The organism is Actinoplanes sp. NBRC 103695 (assembly GCF_030269485.1).
Taxonomy (GTDB): domain Bacteria; phylum Actinomycetota; class Actinomycetes; order Mycobacteriales; family Micromonosporaceae; genus Actinoplanes.
In genome coordinates, this window is the sequence record NZ_BSTL01000024.1 from 19,792 (window position 1) to 33,866 (window position 14,075).

The 14,075-nt window shown below is 68.0% G+C and carries 16 protein-coding genes and 1 pseudogene; 10 read left to right on the plus strand and 7 right to left on the minus strand.

The features are described 5' to 3' along the window. Positions 1-39: 39 nt before the first annotated feature. From QSK31_RS35095 to QSK31_RS35130, 8 genes are all read left to right on the plus strand, one after another. Complete coding sequence (locus QSK31_RS35095; RefSeq protein WP_285688954.1) at positions 40-1,110, plus strand: methyltransferase domain-containing protein; 1,071 nt, start codon at positions 40-42, stop codon at positions 1,108-1,110. Continuing rightward, positions 1,107-2,477 (plus strand): MFS transporter, encoded by a 1,371-nt coding sequence (locus tag QSK31_RS35100; RefSeq protein WP_285688955.1) that lies wholly within the window; start codon positions 1,107-1,109, stop codon positions 2,475-2,477. The genes QSK31_RS35095 and QSK31_RS35100 overlap by 4 nt, the downstream gene beginning before the upstream one ends. Then, positions 2,474-3,256 (plus strand): phosphotransferase, encoded by a 783-nt coding sequence (locus tag QSK31_RS35105; RefSeq protein WP_285688956.1) that lies wholly within the window; start codon positions 2,474-2,476, stop codon positions 3,254-3,256. Before QSK31_RS35100 ends, QSK31_RS35105 begins: the two co-directional genes overlap by 4 nt. A 56-nt stretch (positions 3,257-3,312) precedes the next feature. Beyond that, the gene (locus QSK31_RS35110) at positions 3,313-3,684 is read left to right on the plus strand and encodes a class I SAM-dependent methyltransferase (RefSeq protein ID WP_285688957.1); all 372 of its coding nucleotides are present in this window, start codon (positions 3,313-3,315) and stop codon (positions 3,682-3,684) included. Positions 3,685-4,250: 566 nt separating this feature from the next. Then, positions 4,251-6,011: a group II intron reverse transcriptase/maturase gene (gene ltrA, locus QSK31_RS35115; RefSeq protein ID WP_285689051.1), complete on the plus strand. Its 1,761-nt coding sequence runs from the start codon at positions 4,251-4,253 to the stop codon at positions 6,009-6,011. Positions 6,012-6,088: 77 nt separating this feature from the next. Next, on the plus strand, positions 6,089-7,078 hold the full coding sequence (locus tag QSK31_RS35120; protein ID WP_285688958.1) for a methyltransferase domain-containing protein: 990 nt from the start codon (positions 6,089-6,091) through the stop codon (positions 7,076-7,078). Between the two features lie 94 nt (positions 7,079-7,172). Next, positions 7,173-7,658, plus strand: a complete 486-nt coding sequence (locus tag QSK31_RS35125) for an NUDIX hydrolase (RefSeq protein WP_285688959.1) — start codon at positions 7,173-7,175, stop codon at positions 7,656-7,658. A gap of 158 nt (positions 7,659-7,816) precedes the next feature. Continuing rightward, positions 7,817-8,728 (plus strand): phosphotransferase, encoded by a 912-nt coding sequence (locus QSK31_RS35130; RefSeq protein ID WP_285688960.1) that lies wholly within the window; start codon positions 7,817-7,819, stop codon positions 8,726-8,728. A 36-nt stretch (positions 8,729-8,764) separates the two neighbouring features. On the opposite strand, the gene QSK31_RS35135 is transcribed toward QSK31_RS35130, so the two are convergent. Together QSK31_RS35135 and QSK31_RS35140 are read right to left on the minus strand one after the other, a co-directional pair. Continuing rightward, complete coding sequence (locus tag QSK31_RS35135) at positions 8,765-9,439, minus strand: YdcF family protein (RefSeq protein WP_502873060.1); 675 nt, start codon at positions 9,437-9,439, stop codon at positions 8,765-8,767. A gap of 204 nt (positions 9,440-9,643) precedes the next feature. Further along, the gene (locus tag QSK31_RS35140; protein ID WP_285688962.1) at positions 9,644-10,060 is read right to left on the minus strand and encodes a hypothetical protein; all 417 of its coding nucleotides are present in this window, start codon (positions 10,058-10,060) and stop codon (positions 9,644-9,646) included. Between the two features lie 93 nt (positions 10,061-10,153). On the opposite strand from QSK31_RS35140, the gene QSK31_RS35145 reads away from it, so the two are divergent. Then, the gene (locus QSK31_RS35145; RefSeq protein ID WP_285688963.1) at positions 10,154-10,387 is read left to right on the plus strand and encodes a carbon-nitrogen hydrolase family protein; all 234 of its coding nucleotides are present in this window, start codon (positions 10,154-10,156) and stop codon (positions 10,385-10,387) included. Here QSK31_RS35145 and QSK31_RS35150 read toward each other — a convergent pair. The 4 genes from QSK31_RS35150 to QSK31_RS35170 all read right to left on the minus strand — a co-directional run bounded on the left by QSK31_RS35150 (position 10,350) and on the right by QSK31_RS35170 (position 12,736). Beyond that, positions 10,350-10,964 carry a hypothetical protein gene (locus QSK31_RS35150; RefSeq protein ID WP_285688964.1) on the minus strand — a complete coding sequence of 205 codons (615 nt, stop codon included), beginning with the start codon at positions 10,962-10,964 and terminating at the stop codon, positions 10,350-10,352. The two genes, QSK31_RS35145 and QSK31_RS35150, sit on opposite strands and share 38 nt — an antisense overlap. A 455-nt stretch (positions 10,965-11,419) precedes the next feature. Then, a complete protein-coding gene (locus tag QSK31_RS35160) occupies positions 11,420-11,560 on the minus strand; it encodes a hypothetical protein (RefSeq protein ID WP_285688966.1) in 141 nt (46 codons plus the stop codon). Between the two features lie 166 nt (positions 11,561-11,726). Then, entirely contained in the window at positions 11,727-12,320 is a 594-nt protein-coding gene (locus QSK31_RS35165) for a nucleotidyltransferase family protein (protein WP_285688967.1), read from the minus strand. Next, complete coding sequence (locus QSK31_RS35170) at positions 12,317-12,736, minus strand: TSCPD domain-containing protein (protein WP_285688968.1); 420 nt, start codon at positions 12,734-12,736, stop codon at positions 12,317-12,319. Before QSK31_RS35170 ends, QSK31_RS35165 begins: the two co-directional genes overlap by 4 nt. 221 nt (positions 12,737-12,957) lie before the next feature. Between QSK31_RS35170 and QSK31_RS35175 the strand changes: the two genes are divergently transcribed. Next, on the plus strand, positions 12,958-13,479 hold the full coding sequence (locus QSK31_RS35175) for a hypothetical protein (RefSeq protein WP_285688969.1): 522 nt from the start codon (positions 12,958-12,960) through the stop codon (positions 13,477-13,479). Positions 13,480-13,854: 375 nt separating this feature from the next. Here QSK31_RS35175 and QSK31_RS48925 read toward each other — a convergent pair. Next, positions 13,855-14,073: pseudogene (locus QSK31_RS48925) on the minus strand (YegP family protein); the annotation flags it as partial. Positions 14,074-14,075: the final 2 nt, after the last annotated feature.

Consider the following 14,075-nt stretch of genomic DNA (forward strand, 5'->3'; position numbering starts at 1 on the left):
ACGTGAAGGCAGGCCCTTTTCGAGAACGGGAGAGTAAGGGTGTTCACGATCGCCGAGCTGATGGCCGCTCTGCCGCGCGAGGTCTACACCGACCATGCCCGGTACGGGGCGACGGTGCACCGCACCTGCCATCAGGCGATTGCCCGGGAACTGACCGCCTTGGATGTCCAGGAGGGCCACCGAGTCTTGGAGGTCGGCACGGGCTCCGGCTACACGGGCGCCCTGCTTGCTCAGCTGGTTGGCCCGGACGGGAACGTCACCAGCGTCGACATCAGCGCCGAGCTCACCGACCGGGCCCGGCGCATCCACGCCGAGCGCGGTGTCCGGACGGTGGACTGCCGAACCGGCGACGGTCTGGCCGGCCATCCGGGCGCGGCCCCGTACGACCGGATCGTGGCCTGGTTGACCCCGCCCCGGCTCCCGCAGGCGCTGGTTGCCCAGTTGGCCGTTGGGGGACGGCTGGTGTCGTGCCTGCCGATTACCGAGTTGCCGTACCTGACCGTGGTCGCCACGATCGCCGCCGTCGCAGGCGAGCCGCAGGTTGATGCGATGTTCTCCGGCGGGTATGTGCAAAGCCGCACCGTCGCCGGCGACGACCTGGTGGTGCCGCACCGGTGGGCGGACTGGGTCACGCCCGGCCCGAACCGCTCGTGGGTGTCGGTCAGCTGGCGCGACCACGACGATCCCGACCGGACCGGCGCCCGCACCACGCTGCACCGGCTGCTGCACCCGGGCCATACCGAACCCTGGCCGGGGGCGCCGATGGACTGGGACTCGTGGAACGCGTTTTCCGCGGCGTTGGGCGAGCCGGGGTTGAGCACCGTGGATCTACGCGGCCGGATCCGGGCCATCGGGCACAGCAGCCCCCGGTCGGTGGCGATGGTGCAGGTCGACGGCGCGATCATCGCCGACCGTCCCGACTCGCCGTCGCTACCGATCCTGCACACATGGCTGCGCCGGTGGGAGAAGGCCGGACGCCCCGACGCCAGCCAGCTCGCCCCCGCCCTGCACCGCGTCGACAACGCCAGCTGTCCGGGCTGGGACCTGCGGGTCAGCTCGCCCTTGCCGCCGACCGCAGCGGCACGATCGGTGGCAGGCGGACAAACGTGACCGAGGACGAGCTCATCAATCCGGGCAGCGGGCGCGGGCCGGCCCGGCTGGCGGTGACCGGCGTGACCCAGCCTCCGCCGGCGGCCGCCAGCACCGAGAACCGAGCCGGCGAGAGCCTGGGCCCGGCCGAGGGGCGAGATGTGCGCCGGTTCTGGGCGGCGTACGCGGTCAGCGCGCTGGGCAGCGGCGTCGGCTCCGGGGCGCTGCCGCTGGTCGCGGTCCTCGTGGTGCATGCGTCCGATTGGCAGGTGTCGCTGCTGGCGGTGCTCGGCGGGCTTGCCGGGGTGGCGGTCGCGGTGCCGCTCGGCCCGTTCGTCGAGTTCCACCGCAAACTCCCGGCCATGATCGCCGCCGACCTGATCCGGTTTGTGGCCCTGGCCAGCGTTCCCGCCGCGGCCTGGCTCGGCATCCTGGACTACGCGTTGTTGTGTGCGGTCGCGGTGGTGCAGACCGCGGCCACGATCGTGTCGAACGCGGCCAGCAACCCGTACCTGAAGACCCTTGTCCCTGCACCGGATCGGGCGCGGGTCAACGGCCGTCTCGAATCGACTACGTGGACGGCCAGCGCGCTCGGGCCGCCCGTAGGCGGGCTGCTGGTCTCCGCGACCAGCCCGGTCGCGTCGCTGCTGATCGACGCCGTCAGCTACCTGGCGGCCGCCCTCGGCTGGACCCGCATCCGCTACCGAGAAGCGGCACCGCCCGCTCCGGAGCACCGGCGGTGGCTGGCCGACACGGTCGCGGGCTGGCACTACATCCTCGCCCACCCGATCCTGAAGCGACTATTCGGTAATGCTCTTCTCTTCGGCGGGCTGATCATGGCCTCCAGCCCGTTGATCGCCGTCTACCTGCTGCGCGACTTAGGGTTCAGCGCGCTGGAGTACGGGATCGCACTCGGCGCCCCGTGCGCCGCCGGGACGCTCGGCTCGCTGCTCGCCCCGATGGTCATCCGCCGGGCCGGGCTCGGCCGCACCCTGCTGTACACCGGGGCCGCTCGCTGCCTGTGGATGGCCCCGATCCTGCTCGCCCCACCCACTACCGCCGGCCTCGTATTGATCATCGCCGCGGACAGCACCCTGCTGCTCTTTGCCGGGATCTTCAACCCGGCATTCGCCACCTACCGCATGAACGCCGTCGCCGACACCCATCTCTCACGCGTCGTTGGCGCTTGGGCCATGACCAGCAAACTCGTCCAACCCGTCTGCATCGCCGCCGCCGGTCTGCTCGCCGCCGCCACGTCCCTGCGCACCGCAATCGCCGTGCTGGCGGCGCTGCTGCTGGCCTGCGCCGTCCTGTTGCCGTGGACCGCCCTCCACCGCCGCCCGGCGCCTTCGGCCGGCACCGGTTGTGAAGGAGACTTTCTCCGATGAGCGATGACGTGTTACCTGGCGGCCGGTTCGCCGCCCCGATCCGCGACGGCGACACCGTCACCCGCCGCCGCGGTCTCGCCTCGACCAACGTCGCGGCTCTTTTGGACCACTTGGCGGCCCGAGGCTTCGCCCACGCGCCTCGGATGCTCGGAAGCACACCGGGCGGCCGGGACGTCCTGACCTACCTGCCCGGGGAAGCAGCCCATCCGCCCCTGCCTGCAGCGGCCCGCTCCGACCGCGCGCTGCGCAGCGCCGGACGGTTCGTCCGCGCCCTTCATGACGCTACCGAAGGATTCGTCGCCCCCGAGCCCGGCCAGTGGGTGCCCCACGACCTCGTCACGCCGGTCGCAGTCGACTGTGTTGGGCACGGCGACCTCAACCCCGGCAACCTGCTCTTCCAGCACGATCAGATTGTCGGGGTCATCGACTTCGATACCGCCGGCCCGTCTAACCGGGTCTTCGACCTCGCGCTGCTCGCCCACCACCTGGTGCCGCTGCACCACACCGACGCCTTGCCCGGGTTCGGCTGGGACCACGAACCCGACCGCGGCCGCCGCCTGTCGATCCTCGCGACTGCGTACGGCGACGGCATGCAACCCTCTCAGCTCGTCGACTACGCCGCCCTGCGCCTGCTGTCCATGGCCGGGCACATCCAATCCCAGCTCGACGGCGGCAACCCCGCGTACGCCGGGCATGCCGGCGAGCCGGACGGCTACCGCCAGGCGGCCGTGTTCATCCTCACCCACCGCCACCAGTGGCTGCGCCGCCCGCCCCGCTGACCGATCAACGCCCGGAACGCTCGCTCCACCTGCTGAAACATTGCGAAAGGATGTTCATGACCGACCTCGCCGAACAAACACCGGACGCTGCCCGCCGCCAGCTGGTTGACCAGCTGACCACCAAGGGCAGGCTCGCCAGCCCACGCATCGCCGACGCGTTCCTGAGCGTGCCCCGCGAGGTGTTCGCGCCGGCCGGCACCAGCCTGCAAGCGGCGTACGCCGACGACGTCGTCGTCACCAAACGTGACCAGCACGGCGAGGCCCTATCCAGTATCAGCGCGCCGTGGCTTCAGGCTCAGATGCTGGCCGCCGCCGACCTGCAACCCGGCGACCGTGTCCTCGAGGTCGGGTCCGGTGTGCGACACGAGGTCGCACATAGCAAGTGGCGAAGACAGGGAGGCCGTCTGCTGATGCAGTCGAGGTCGTAGCTCGGGTCAGTGCTCATGACCTGTTCCCACTCCGGCGTGCGCTGCGGGTAACTGCGGGGTGCGAAGCCCGGAGAGAGGCCGAAGGTCTCCTGTTCCATCCAGGAGGTACGGGCTGGGAAAGACCGAGCGGGTGAATACAAGTGAATCCTCAGTGACGCCTCGTTACGATCAAGGTCCGTGGATGGAATGCTTCAAGGGCCGTACAGAGCTGGCCGATGAGAAGCGGCACGTGCTGGTCGATGTTCCAGAGTCGGCCAGGTGAGCACCACGGCTCCGGGGTACAGAGGGCACCCAAACCGGTCGCATCTTGCGTGTGTGGAACGTGATAACCCCGTTGAGGTCCGACGGCGGCCTTGGCCACCGTCGGTAATCCAACCGTAAGGGAGGACCAAGCCCTCAGCGGGAGTAGGAAGGCCCGAGAAGCGAATGCCGGTTGCCGAAAGGCTATGGGAAACCGGGTGAGGTAGTCGGCCCCCTCCGCCGATTGCCCGGATAACCAGCCGGATACGGGCATCATGCCCGGCCCGAAAGGGAGCCCACGCGGGCCTGGTGAGTCTGTGAAGCTGATGATGACGAGGACTTCCGAACCAATGGACAAGTTAGACGCCCCCGGCAAGCCGGTGGTGAACGGACCTGAGGACGGCGAACTCGGCTGGCAGTCTGTCGACTGGAATACAGCCGAGCGTGACGTACGTCGTCTGCGTCAACGGATCTTCACGGCAACACGGGAAGGGGACCTGAAGAGGGTCCGCAACTTGCAGAAGCTGATGCTCCGCGCCCGCTGCAACGCCCTGATGGCGACGCGGCGGGTCGCTGAGATCAACGCAGGACGCAAGACCGCCGGAGTCGACGGGCGTCTGGCCTTGTCTGATCCATCGAAGGCCAGTCTGGCTCGGTGGACGCAGGCACAGGCGTTGGCATGGGAGCCGAAGGCGGTCAAGCGCGTGTATATCCCGAAGAACGACGGAAAGCGGAGGCCGCTCGGGATTCCGGTGATCCAGGACCGAGCTGCCCAGGCTTTGGTCCTGAACGCGTTGGAGCCCGAATGGGAGGCGCGGTTCGAGCCGAGGTCCTACGGATTCAGGCCCGGCCGGGGCTGCCACGACGCTATCGAGGCGATCTTCAACGTGACGCGAGGACGTCAGTCCAAACGACGTTGGATCCTCGACGCGGACCTGGCGGCGGCGTTCGACCGCATCAATCACGACCGGCTGCTGTCGGCGCTCGGGATGTTCCCCGCCAGGGAGATGATCCGAGCGTGGCTGCGGGCCGGCGTGATGGAGCGCGGCCAGTTCGCGCCAACGGTTGAGGGCACTCCGCAGGGAGGCGTCATCAGCCCGCTTCTGCTGAACGTGGCTCTTCACGGAATGGAGGAAGCCGCCGGGGTGCAATACCGCACGAGCGGTGCTCACGCCGGAAAAACGGCGCTGACCAGTCCGGTTCTGATCAGGTATGCCGATGACCTCGTCGCCTTGTGTCACTCCCGTGAGCAGGCTGAGGAGGTCAGAACGCGGCTCGCCGCGTGGCTGGCGCCTAGAGGGTTGTCCTTCAACGAGGGCAAGACGCAAGTCGTCCACCTCGAAGACGGTTTTGACTTCCTGGGGTACAACGTCCGGCTCTACAAGGAGAGCAAAGTCCTGATCAAGCCGAGCCCGGCGGCGGTGACCCGCTTCCGTCGACGGCTGCGCACCGAGTTGCGCAACCTACGCGGAACCAGCGCGGATGAGTTGATCACCAAGCTGAACCCGATCCTTCGGGGATGGGCCGCCTACTACCGGAACGGGGTGTCCAAGCGGACCTTCAACGCGATCGACGACTACCTATGGTGGGCGACATATCGCTGGGCCTGCTACAGACACCCGAACAAGCCGAAGAAATGGATTACCAAGCGCTACTTCGGCTCGTTCGGCCTCTCCAGACGGGTGAACTGGGTGTTCGGTGATCAGGTCACCGGCCGATACCTCATCAAGGTCGTCTGGACTCCGATCGTGCGGCACGTGATGGTCCAAGGGAATGCCTCCCCAGACGACCCGGCACAGGCCGACTACTGGGCACGAAGGCGCAAGAAGGGCACGCTGCCATTGAGCAGGGACTACCTTCGGATGCTTCAGCATCAGCGCGGACGTTGCCCACTCTGCAACGGCTACCTGCTGCTCAGCGACACCGAGCCGCAACACCCCGATGAATGGGCGCAATGGATTGCCGGTGTCAACCGGGCAGTCCGCGCGTCCGCGATCACGCATCGGGCGAAGCCCAGCGCAGGCCACGACCGGAGGGCTCCGAACCGGGAACTTATCCATGCACGATGCGCACGGAGGTCGGCGTGACCGGCCACCGCCGCGCAGCTGCGGTGCTTCACCAATCCCTGAGCCAAAGGACTTGCTTGAGCCGTGTGCCGCGAGGAGTGGCACGCACGGTTCTGAGGGGGCCCTGGCGCAGCAATGCGCCAGGGCTACCCGACGGCTACAACGCCGCCCTGATCGCCGAGCTCGTCGGCCCGACCGGCACCGTGGTCAGCATCGACATCGACCCGGACGTGACCGCCAACGCCCGCACCGCCCTCGCCCGCGCCGGATACCCGAACGTGCACGTGGTGCAGGCCGACGCCGCCTACGGACACCCGGATGGAGCAATGTTCGACGTCATCCTGGTCACGGTCGAATCCAGCGACGTACCCCCAGCCTGGCGCCAGCAGCTCGCGCCCGCAGGCCGGCTGATCGTCCCGCTGCGGATGCGCGGCAACACCCGCTGCCTCACGTTGCACCACGACGGCGACCACCTGACCGCAACGGCCGCCGTGCAGTGCGGCTTCGTGGCGATGCAAGGCGACGGCGCCGACCCGATCACCCGGATCCGGCTGCGCGGCGACGACATCGTCCTGACCCTGGACGACCCCAGCACCCACGCCGATCCCGAACCGCTGACGGCCGCACTCGACATGCCGCGGGTCGAGGCCTGGCCGCAGATCACCGCCACCATCGACGAGCCCGGCGTCTTCGAGTCCATCCACCTGTGGCTCGCCTCCCAACCACGCCCGTACGGGGTGCTGACCGTCGACCGCCACCGCGTCGGCGACCTGCTCAACCCCGACAACCGGTTCACCTGCCCCACCCTGCTCGGCCCCGACAGCTTCGCCCACCTGACCCTGCGCCAACCCGACCTCGGCCTCTACGAGTTCGGCGCCCACGGCTTCGGCCCCAACGCCGCCCGCCTCGTCGCCGAACTCGCCGACCTCATCGTCGCCTGGAACACCGACTACCGGCACGGACCCGGCCCGAGAATCACCGTGCATCCCACCGCAACACCCCTGCCCGCCGCCGACACGCCCCGCCTGCTGGTACCCCGCCGACACACGACCACCGCGATCACCTGGCCGAAGGCGGGAACCGGGTGACCTGGTACCCCAGGCAGCCCCATGCTGAGGACACCGCGATCGGCACCCGGTTGGCCCGGCACGCTCCACGGCTATCGAGATCAGTGAGCATTTCATGAGAGCAGTTCCCCGTGTCATCACCTACGTAATCGACAGAGCCCTGAAGGCCTATTGGAAGGCATTCAAGCCGAAAACCTTTGGCGTAAAGGCGTTAATCCTGCACCCACTCGACCCCGAATTGTGTGTACTGATCAGACAGTCCTACGGCGATCGCAACCGCTGGGGATTGCCCGGGGGCGGATACCGGCCCAAGAAAGAATTGGCCGAGGCTGCCGTGCGGCGCGAGTGCAGGGAGGAGCTGGGTCTCGAGTTCGAACCCGAGACGGATGTACTCGAAGAACTTTTGACGACAGCCGAAGGCAAGCGAGACCACCTGACCATCTTCAGAGTCACCGCCCGGTCGGATCAGCTTCAACTGAACCGGGAGGTAATGGAAGCTGTATGGACGCCACTTGACTATTCGGGCCTTCCACCAGGGGCGCCGGTGTCCCGGTTCGCAGATATCGCGGTTTCTGCCCATCGGGAAAACGGATACTCATGACGGTTTGTGGGCGGTGACGTCCTGCTCCGCCACCGAGGCGCTCGCCAGACGTCGAGACGCTCGGCGATATCATCGTCGCCTTCCAGCAATGGATCTGACCGCATAAGCCCCGCCCGCCCGGCCGGGCGCCTCGGCAGTCTGTTGAATAGCATCAGAGCATGGGCGCTGCGCGGGGCCGGTTCGGCGAGATGGCCATGCGCGAATCCCTCGCCCGCATCGTCGACCGATACGCCCTCAACGCGAGCGACGCCACTCTGCTGCGGCTGACAAACAACGCCGTGTTCGCGCTGCCGAACGCCGGCCTGGTCGTCCGGATCACCCGCTCGCACACCTTGCACGCCCGGGTCCATAAGAACGTCGCGCTGGCAGCCTGGTTCGCCGCCATCAATGCCCCGACGATCCGGCTCGCCGCCGGCTTGGGCCAGCCGATCGCCGACGGCGACCTACGGGCCACCATCTGGGACCTCGTGCCGCCGAGCACACCGACCCCGGACGCGACCGACCTCGGCACCGTCCTGCGCCGCTTCCACGCGCTCGGTCTGCCGGCGTTCGACCTGCCGGCCTGGGACCCCATCGCCGACGCCCGGGCCCGCATCATCGACGCCGAAGCTCTCGGCGACGGCGACCGCGACTACCTGCTGCACTGGTGTGACCGGCTGGAGCCGCGATTGGCCGCGTTCGCCGCCGCGAATGCCCGGTCGCTGATGCACGGCGATGCCCACCCCGGCAACCTACTGCGTCGAGCGGGCGGACCCGTGCTGCTGTGCGACTTCGACGCCACCGCGGCCGGACCGTGGCAGGTCGACCTCGTCCCGGCGCCCGCCAGCGAGGGGCGCTTCGGCGCCGGCGGCGCACACGCGAAACTCGCCGCCGCCTACGGCTACGACATCACCACTGACCCGGCATGGCCGTTGTTACGGGAGGCCCGGGAGCTGAAGATGATCGTCGGCGGGGTGCCGCTGCTGGCCTCTGGGCCGGGCATCGCCGACGAGTTCGCGGTACGCCTGAACTCCGTGCGTAACGGCGATTCCAGCGCCCGCTGGACCGCATTCGGCGACCTACCTCGGTGACCAGGACTGGCCGCTTCGCGATCCCAGCGAAGTAGCCTATCCGCGCTCGGGCAGCAGGCGGCTGGTGAAACCGGCGTCCCGCAGGACCGTGAAGGCGTCCAGCACGGCCGGTGGGACCGGCTGGGCGATGGCGAATCCTCGGCTGGGGTACTCGAGGATGCGCTGCACATCGCCGACCAGCATGTCGACGAGCAGACGGTCGTCGCCGATCCCGTCGAGGTAGTCATCGAACCCGATGACCTGCGACGCACAGACCGGCTCCACCTGCGGCCAGAGTTTGCGGCAGGTCGCGTACGCCCGCCGCTGGTCGTACGGGCGGCACACCAGCGTCACCGTCTTCGGGTGGATCCCGGCCTCGGCCAGCACGGTCCTGGAAAGGGTGATGTTCTCGCCGGTGTTGCTCGCTCGCCGCTCCAGCAGGGCCCGTTCCGGGGGCATTCCGGCGGCGATCGCGAGCTCCCGGAACTTCACCGCTTCGCCGTCGGGGAACAGCTCGGGACGGATCGGGTTACCCGCGCCGCTGAACACCGCGTACGGGAACCATCCCTGCTGGTAGAGGTCCGCCGCGCACTCGGCCACGCCCAGGTCGTGACTGCCCAACACGATCGCTGCGTCACAGGATTTCCTCGATTGTTCAAGGTGGTGGTAGCGCCACAGCAGGTGAGCCGCCGTCCACTGGGCGTCGCTGATGCGCACAGAACGTGGAGACACGCCTCTCCCTTCACCGTCTTCAAAAGACCACGACGAAAAACCGGCGAGCAGGCTGAGCCGCCACCAGCGACTCCGGATCATCGCACAAGCGTACGAGAGTCGAGCCGGGGCCTCGCCCGCCCCGCCGAGGCTGATCAGCGGCCGGTGAACTCGGCCGTGAGAACCCGGCGAAGGACAGCGACAACCTCCCCGGCCAGGTTGGTGTCACATCGGCAGTACCGAGGGTTGAAGACCGATGCCGAGCCTCCAGCGTGGTTGCTCCTCGGCCAGCGAGGCAAGGTCGAGGGTCGTCAACGCCCACGTCAGCCGCTGATGGTCGTCGCCAGGCGCAAGGTCGTCACGATCGATTTCCTGCAGGTCGTCGACATCGGCGGAGTACAGGCGCGAGGCCACGATGCAGTGGCCGTCATATCGGCCGCGCAGAGCCTGCACGTGTAGCTCTATCTGAGCCAGATGCACCGCGAGGTCTTCCGCGTCTGTGGACCCGAGCAGGTCCGAGCTGGGACGGTCGGTGTCGGGCATCAGCGCCTGTCTGCGTGCCGCGTCCAGTAGCGTTCGCGTAGCGTCTTCGGCGGCGATCGGCACGTCGTAGCCGAAGGCAAGGAACGATTCAGATCTCATCGCCTGATGCTGTCGGGAGCAACAGCGTCGGTCAATGCGCTGGTCTTCACCTGATCGAGGGATCCGCGCGGTGCATGAGCGAAAAGAGCATCAATGGCTGACGACACCGACCGGAAACCGACCGGCGGACTACGGGTCGGTGCCTGTCAAACCCCGGAGATCTTGGCCGACCCGGAGGCTGTCCTGGTGTGTATCGAGGACTTCGCACGGCAGGGCGCTGATAACAGGCTTGATCTGCTGCTTTTCCCGGAGTGCTTCCTGCAGGGCTACCTCGTCGACCCCGACCACGTCAGCCGGTGTCGACCCGACGTACTTCGCCGACCGTGAGCCCGGCCTGATCCCCGCCGAGTCGGCCGCCTGGCCGCTCGATGGTCCACGATAAGTGTCCCCTCCAGCCGAGGTTGCCGGCCGCGAGCGCCACAATGATCGCCTGGCCCGCTCGGCGGAGCACGACATGCGTTTCGGGATTCATCGCCGTACCACCGGATGCCTGGGCAGCAATATCGATGATCAGCCCACGCGCCGGGTTACCGATGGGGCCGCCGTGGAGCGACGATCCGTCGGCTTCGGTGCTGTCGGGGACCGTGAGTCCCGTCCACGTCTGCACGCCGGCGAGATCGAGTGCGGCCTGACAGAGTCCGAGACCGACGCCGCGTTCGGTCTGGTCGTCGCGCACGTGCACGTCCTTGACCTTCCCGACTCGGGCACCGCTGTCCTGCGAGACGGAGGTCCAGGTGAGGTGGCCTACGACGGTCAGATGGTCGGGATCGACGCCGAGGAGTGTGGCGTTTCCGTCCCGCTGAACCAGCACGCCGAGCAGGTTGGTGCGACCTGCTCGGCCGCTGACCTCGTAAGGATCGACGGCGTCGGCATCGATGGGCGTCGGGGGGTGATCTGTAGTCACGTTGGCGATCCTTCCGCGAGGCTTAGTGTGCCCCGCAAGGACAACGACTGCGCACCTGGTGCGGATACGCGCCGGGTTGACTACGCCGGCCGCCGTATCAATGACCCGTGTCTGGAGGTGCACAACACAAGGTATCGAAACTAGTCCTAGGGCAACATGCTTGGCGACGACTAGCGCAGCGCCTATGCTGTTGCGCTATGGCAGGTCAACACCTTCGGTTGATGGGCGCCCATGAGATACGGCTCCGGCTCGGCGGGGTGAGCCGACAGCGGGCGTATCAGGTCACGTGCAGGCAGGATTTTCCTGGGCCTATCGCTGACTTGGCGCAAGGCAAGGTGTGGTTGCGGCAAGACGTCGAAGACTGGATGACGGTGCACCGGCAGGATCAGGCGGGAACTGAGGAGCTGTGAGCGCCTGACCGGCCGCGGGCTCTCCGTTTCTCCTCGTGGCAAGGTCTACGGCTGATGGGGGATGAAGCTGGCTGCTCCCGGGGCGCCGAGGCCTCTGGCGCGCAGGTGGCGTGCCGCGGTGGTGTGGTCTTCAGCGTTGAGTGCGGCGATCAGCTGCTCGACCGCGATGAGGAGGTCGGCGTCCACTTCGTAACACAGCTCGGCCAGTTCTCCGTGTGTTGGGCGAGTGTTCTGGTCAGCAGTTCCGCCGCTCCACAGTCGCCTTCGTGGGGCCTGCGGTGAGGCTGGCTCCGCAGACTGTGGATTGGTGACGGTGCGTTTGCGAGTCCGCGGCGCGGAGGCGCTGGAGGCGTCAGGTGGGCGGGATAACCTGGACACCGGGCCATCGCTGCTGGGGCTGATGCCGGGCGAGCCGGGCACGCGATTCGCTGAGGGTGACGCGGGTGGGGTTACGGCGCCAGGTGCCGGCGAGTAGGTCGTCGACGCCGTGCGGGGCGCACAGTTCGACGGTGCCGACGTGCTGGAGGCGGGCGGCGACGGCGGTGGCGGTTTCTGGCCAGCTCGCGACCGCCTCGGCGATTGAGGTGAACGGCGTGGCCGGGTTGCCGCCGAAGCGGTGATGGAACCAGGTGTGCACGGCGGCCTGATTACGGGCTTCCCAGGGCAGGCCGGGAGCGAAGCGGGTGAGCTCGGCGGTGGCCTCGTCGTTACGTTCCCAGTCCAGACGTGCCGGGTCCCAGAACGCCACATCGACGTCGTGCACGCCGGCGGGGTTGAAGCCGTGCCCGTACAGCTGTCCCCAGACGAGGTCGCGCAGGGCGCCGGCGCCGACCCAGGCATCGGGCAGTCCGCTGTGGCGCACCGTGGTCAGGACCTCCATCATCCACGGTGACGCCTCGATAATCGCGGTGAGCTGCCGCCGGGGTTCGGGGATAGGCGGTGTCATCGCCGGTCGCTGCGCGACGGGCTCGCCGCTGTAGCGCTGGATGCGGTCAGGTGGTCCAAGGTGAGTCGGCGGGCAAGGTAGTCGGCCAGCGAGGTGGTGCGCGGGATGTCGGGGTCATCGGTGGGCCCGTTGGGCACGAACCAGGTCTGCTGCCACTGCTCGGTGACCGCCAGCAAGGGCGCACCGTGCTGCAGGGCCAGCGACGTGGCGGTGGCGAGGGCGTCGGTGAGTCCGGCGAGAGTGGAGCCGTGCGTCCCGACGCGTAGGTCGAAGCCCGCCGAGCCGCCGCTGTCTGCGGCGCTGGAGGTCAGCGTGCCGGTGAGATCGCCGATCTGGAAGGACCGGGTATGGCCGGTCGAGCGGCGTCCCCGGCCGATCGCAGGGCTGGTGCGTCGCGGGGAGGGAAGTTCAGACACGGCGGCACGCATCACAATCTGTAGTGGTAAACAAGGCCTGTAGCCACCATATGAGGTGCTGACCGTAGCGTAGTGGGTACTGAGGCGGCCCGAGCGCAGGGCACAGCGCTCCGCGTTTCCCGGCCTCCCCGCAGGTCGGCAGGCGGAATCGGTGAGGGACGCGCCGCCAGTGCATGGCGATCTACCATGCACTGCGACCATCGGGAGGAGAGCCGGCGGCGATGACGCTGGAGCACCGACACGGGATGACCCTGACCTCGGCACAACGCACCCTGCTCGCCTACATCGATGGCTGCGCCACCGTTGCGGAAGTCAATGCCCAGCCGCCAGGATGGGCGTTCCGCTCCACATACCACCTGCTCGCCGCGCATGGAACGTTCTTCGCCGCCGCACCGCGGCCCATCGAAATGCCCAAGTTGACCGACCGGCTGTGCTATAGCAACGCCGCTACGACGGCGGCCACGTACGCCGCCGAGGGCCTGCTGTACGCCGAGGGTTTCGCTACCGCCACCGTCAGGGGTCAACAGTTGCCGTTGGCCCACGGCTGGTGCGTCACCGCGGACGGAACCGTGGCCGATCCCACCTGGGACTTCGACCCGAACGCGATCTACTTCGGCATCGCCTTCCAGGAGCCGGCAGTCTGGCCGCACGACGGCGGAGGCCTGCTCACTGAGCCTGATCGGCTGCTCCCGCTGCTGCGCGATGGCCTGTCCGCGGCAGTGCCGACCGGCCGCCAGCATTGATCGTCTCGCGCGATGACTCTGGGATCGTCGAGCTCCGGCGTCGTAGTGGCGATGCGGCATCAATTGGCCTACCGGTGGCGGCGGACGGCGTCGTAGGCCCGCCGTGCGCTGAGCATCTGCCCGAGCGCTTCATGTAGCTCCTGGAGTACCTGGACATCCTGGGCCTGCCACCCCCTTACGTCGCGAGCGCTGCGGCCCGGATCAACTGGCACCCCACGGGCGATCACTGCGGCAAACGCGCTTACGTAACGACGTGCCGCTGCGACGTACGTCGTACGAGCTAGCGGCTCCTCGCGTTCCGGCCGGGTCGAACCCACCAACAGATCGTACAGGTGTTCGATTTCGTCCTTGACGAAGCTTCGGCGAGACGTTCGGTCAGCACAGGAAGCGCTCCTGCGTAGCCGACGGCCCGGGCGGCGTTGGCGTTCGTGGAGGGCTGCCCCGTGAAGGGAGAGCCGCGGAAGGCTCAGGCGTCGGTTTCCACGACGTCGGCGCCGTTAGCTGCACGCTGCTTTGATTCGCTGCCGTCCTTGGCCGCGGCTTGCTCTCGTACGCCTCGCCGGTCGCAACCACCTGCCCGTTCGAGGCTTTGAGGC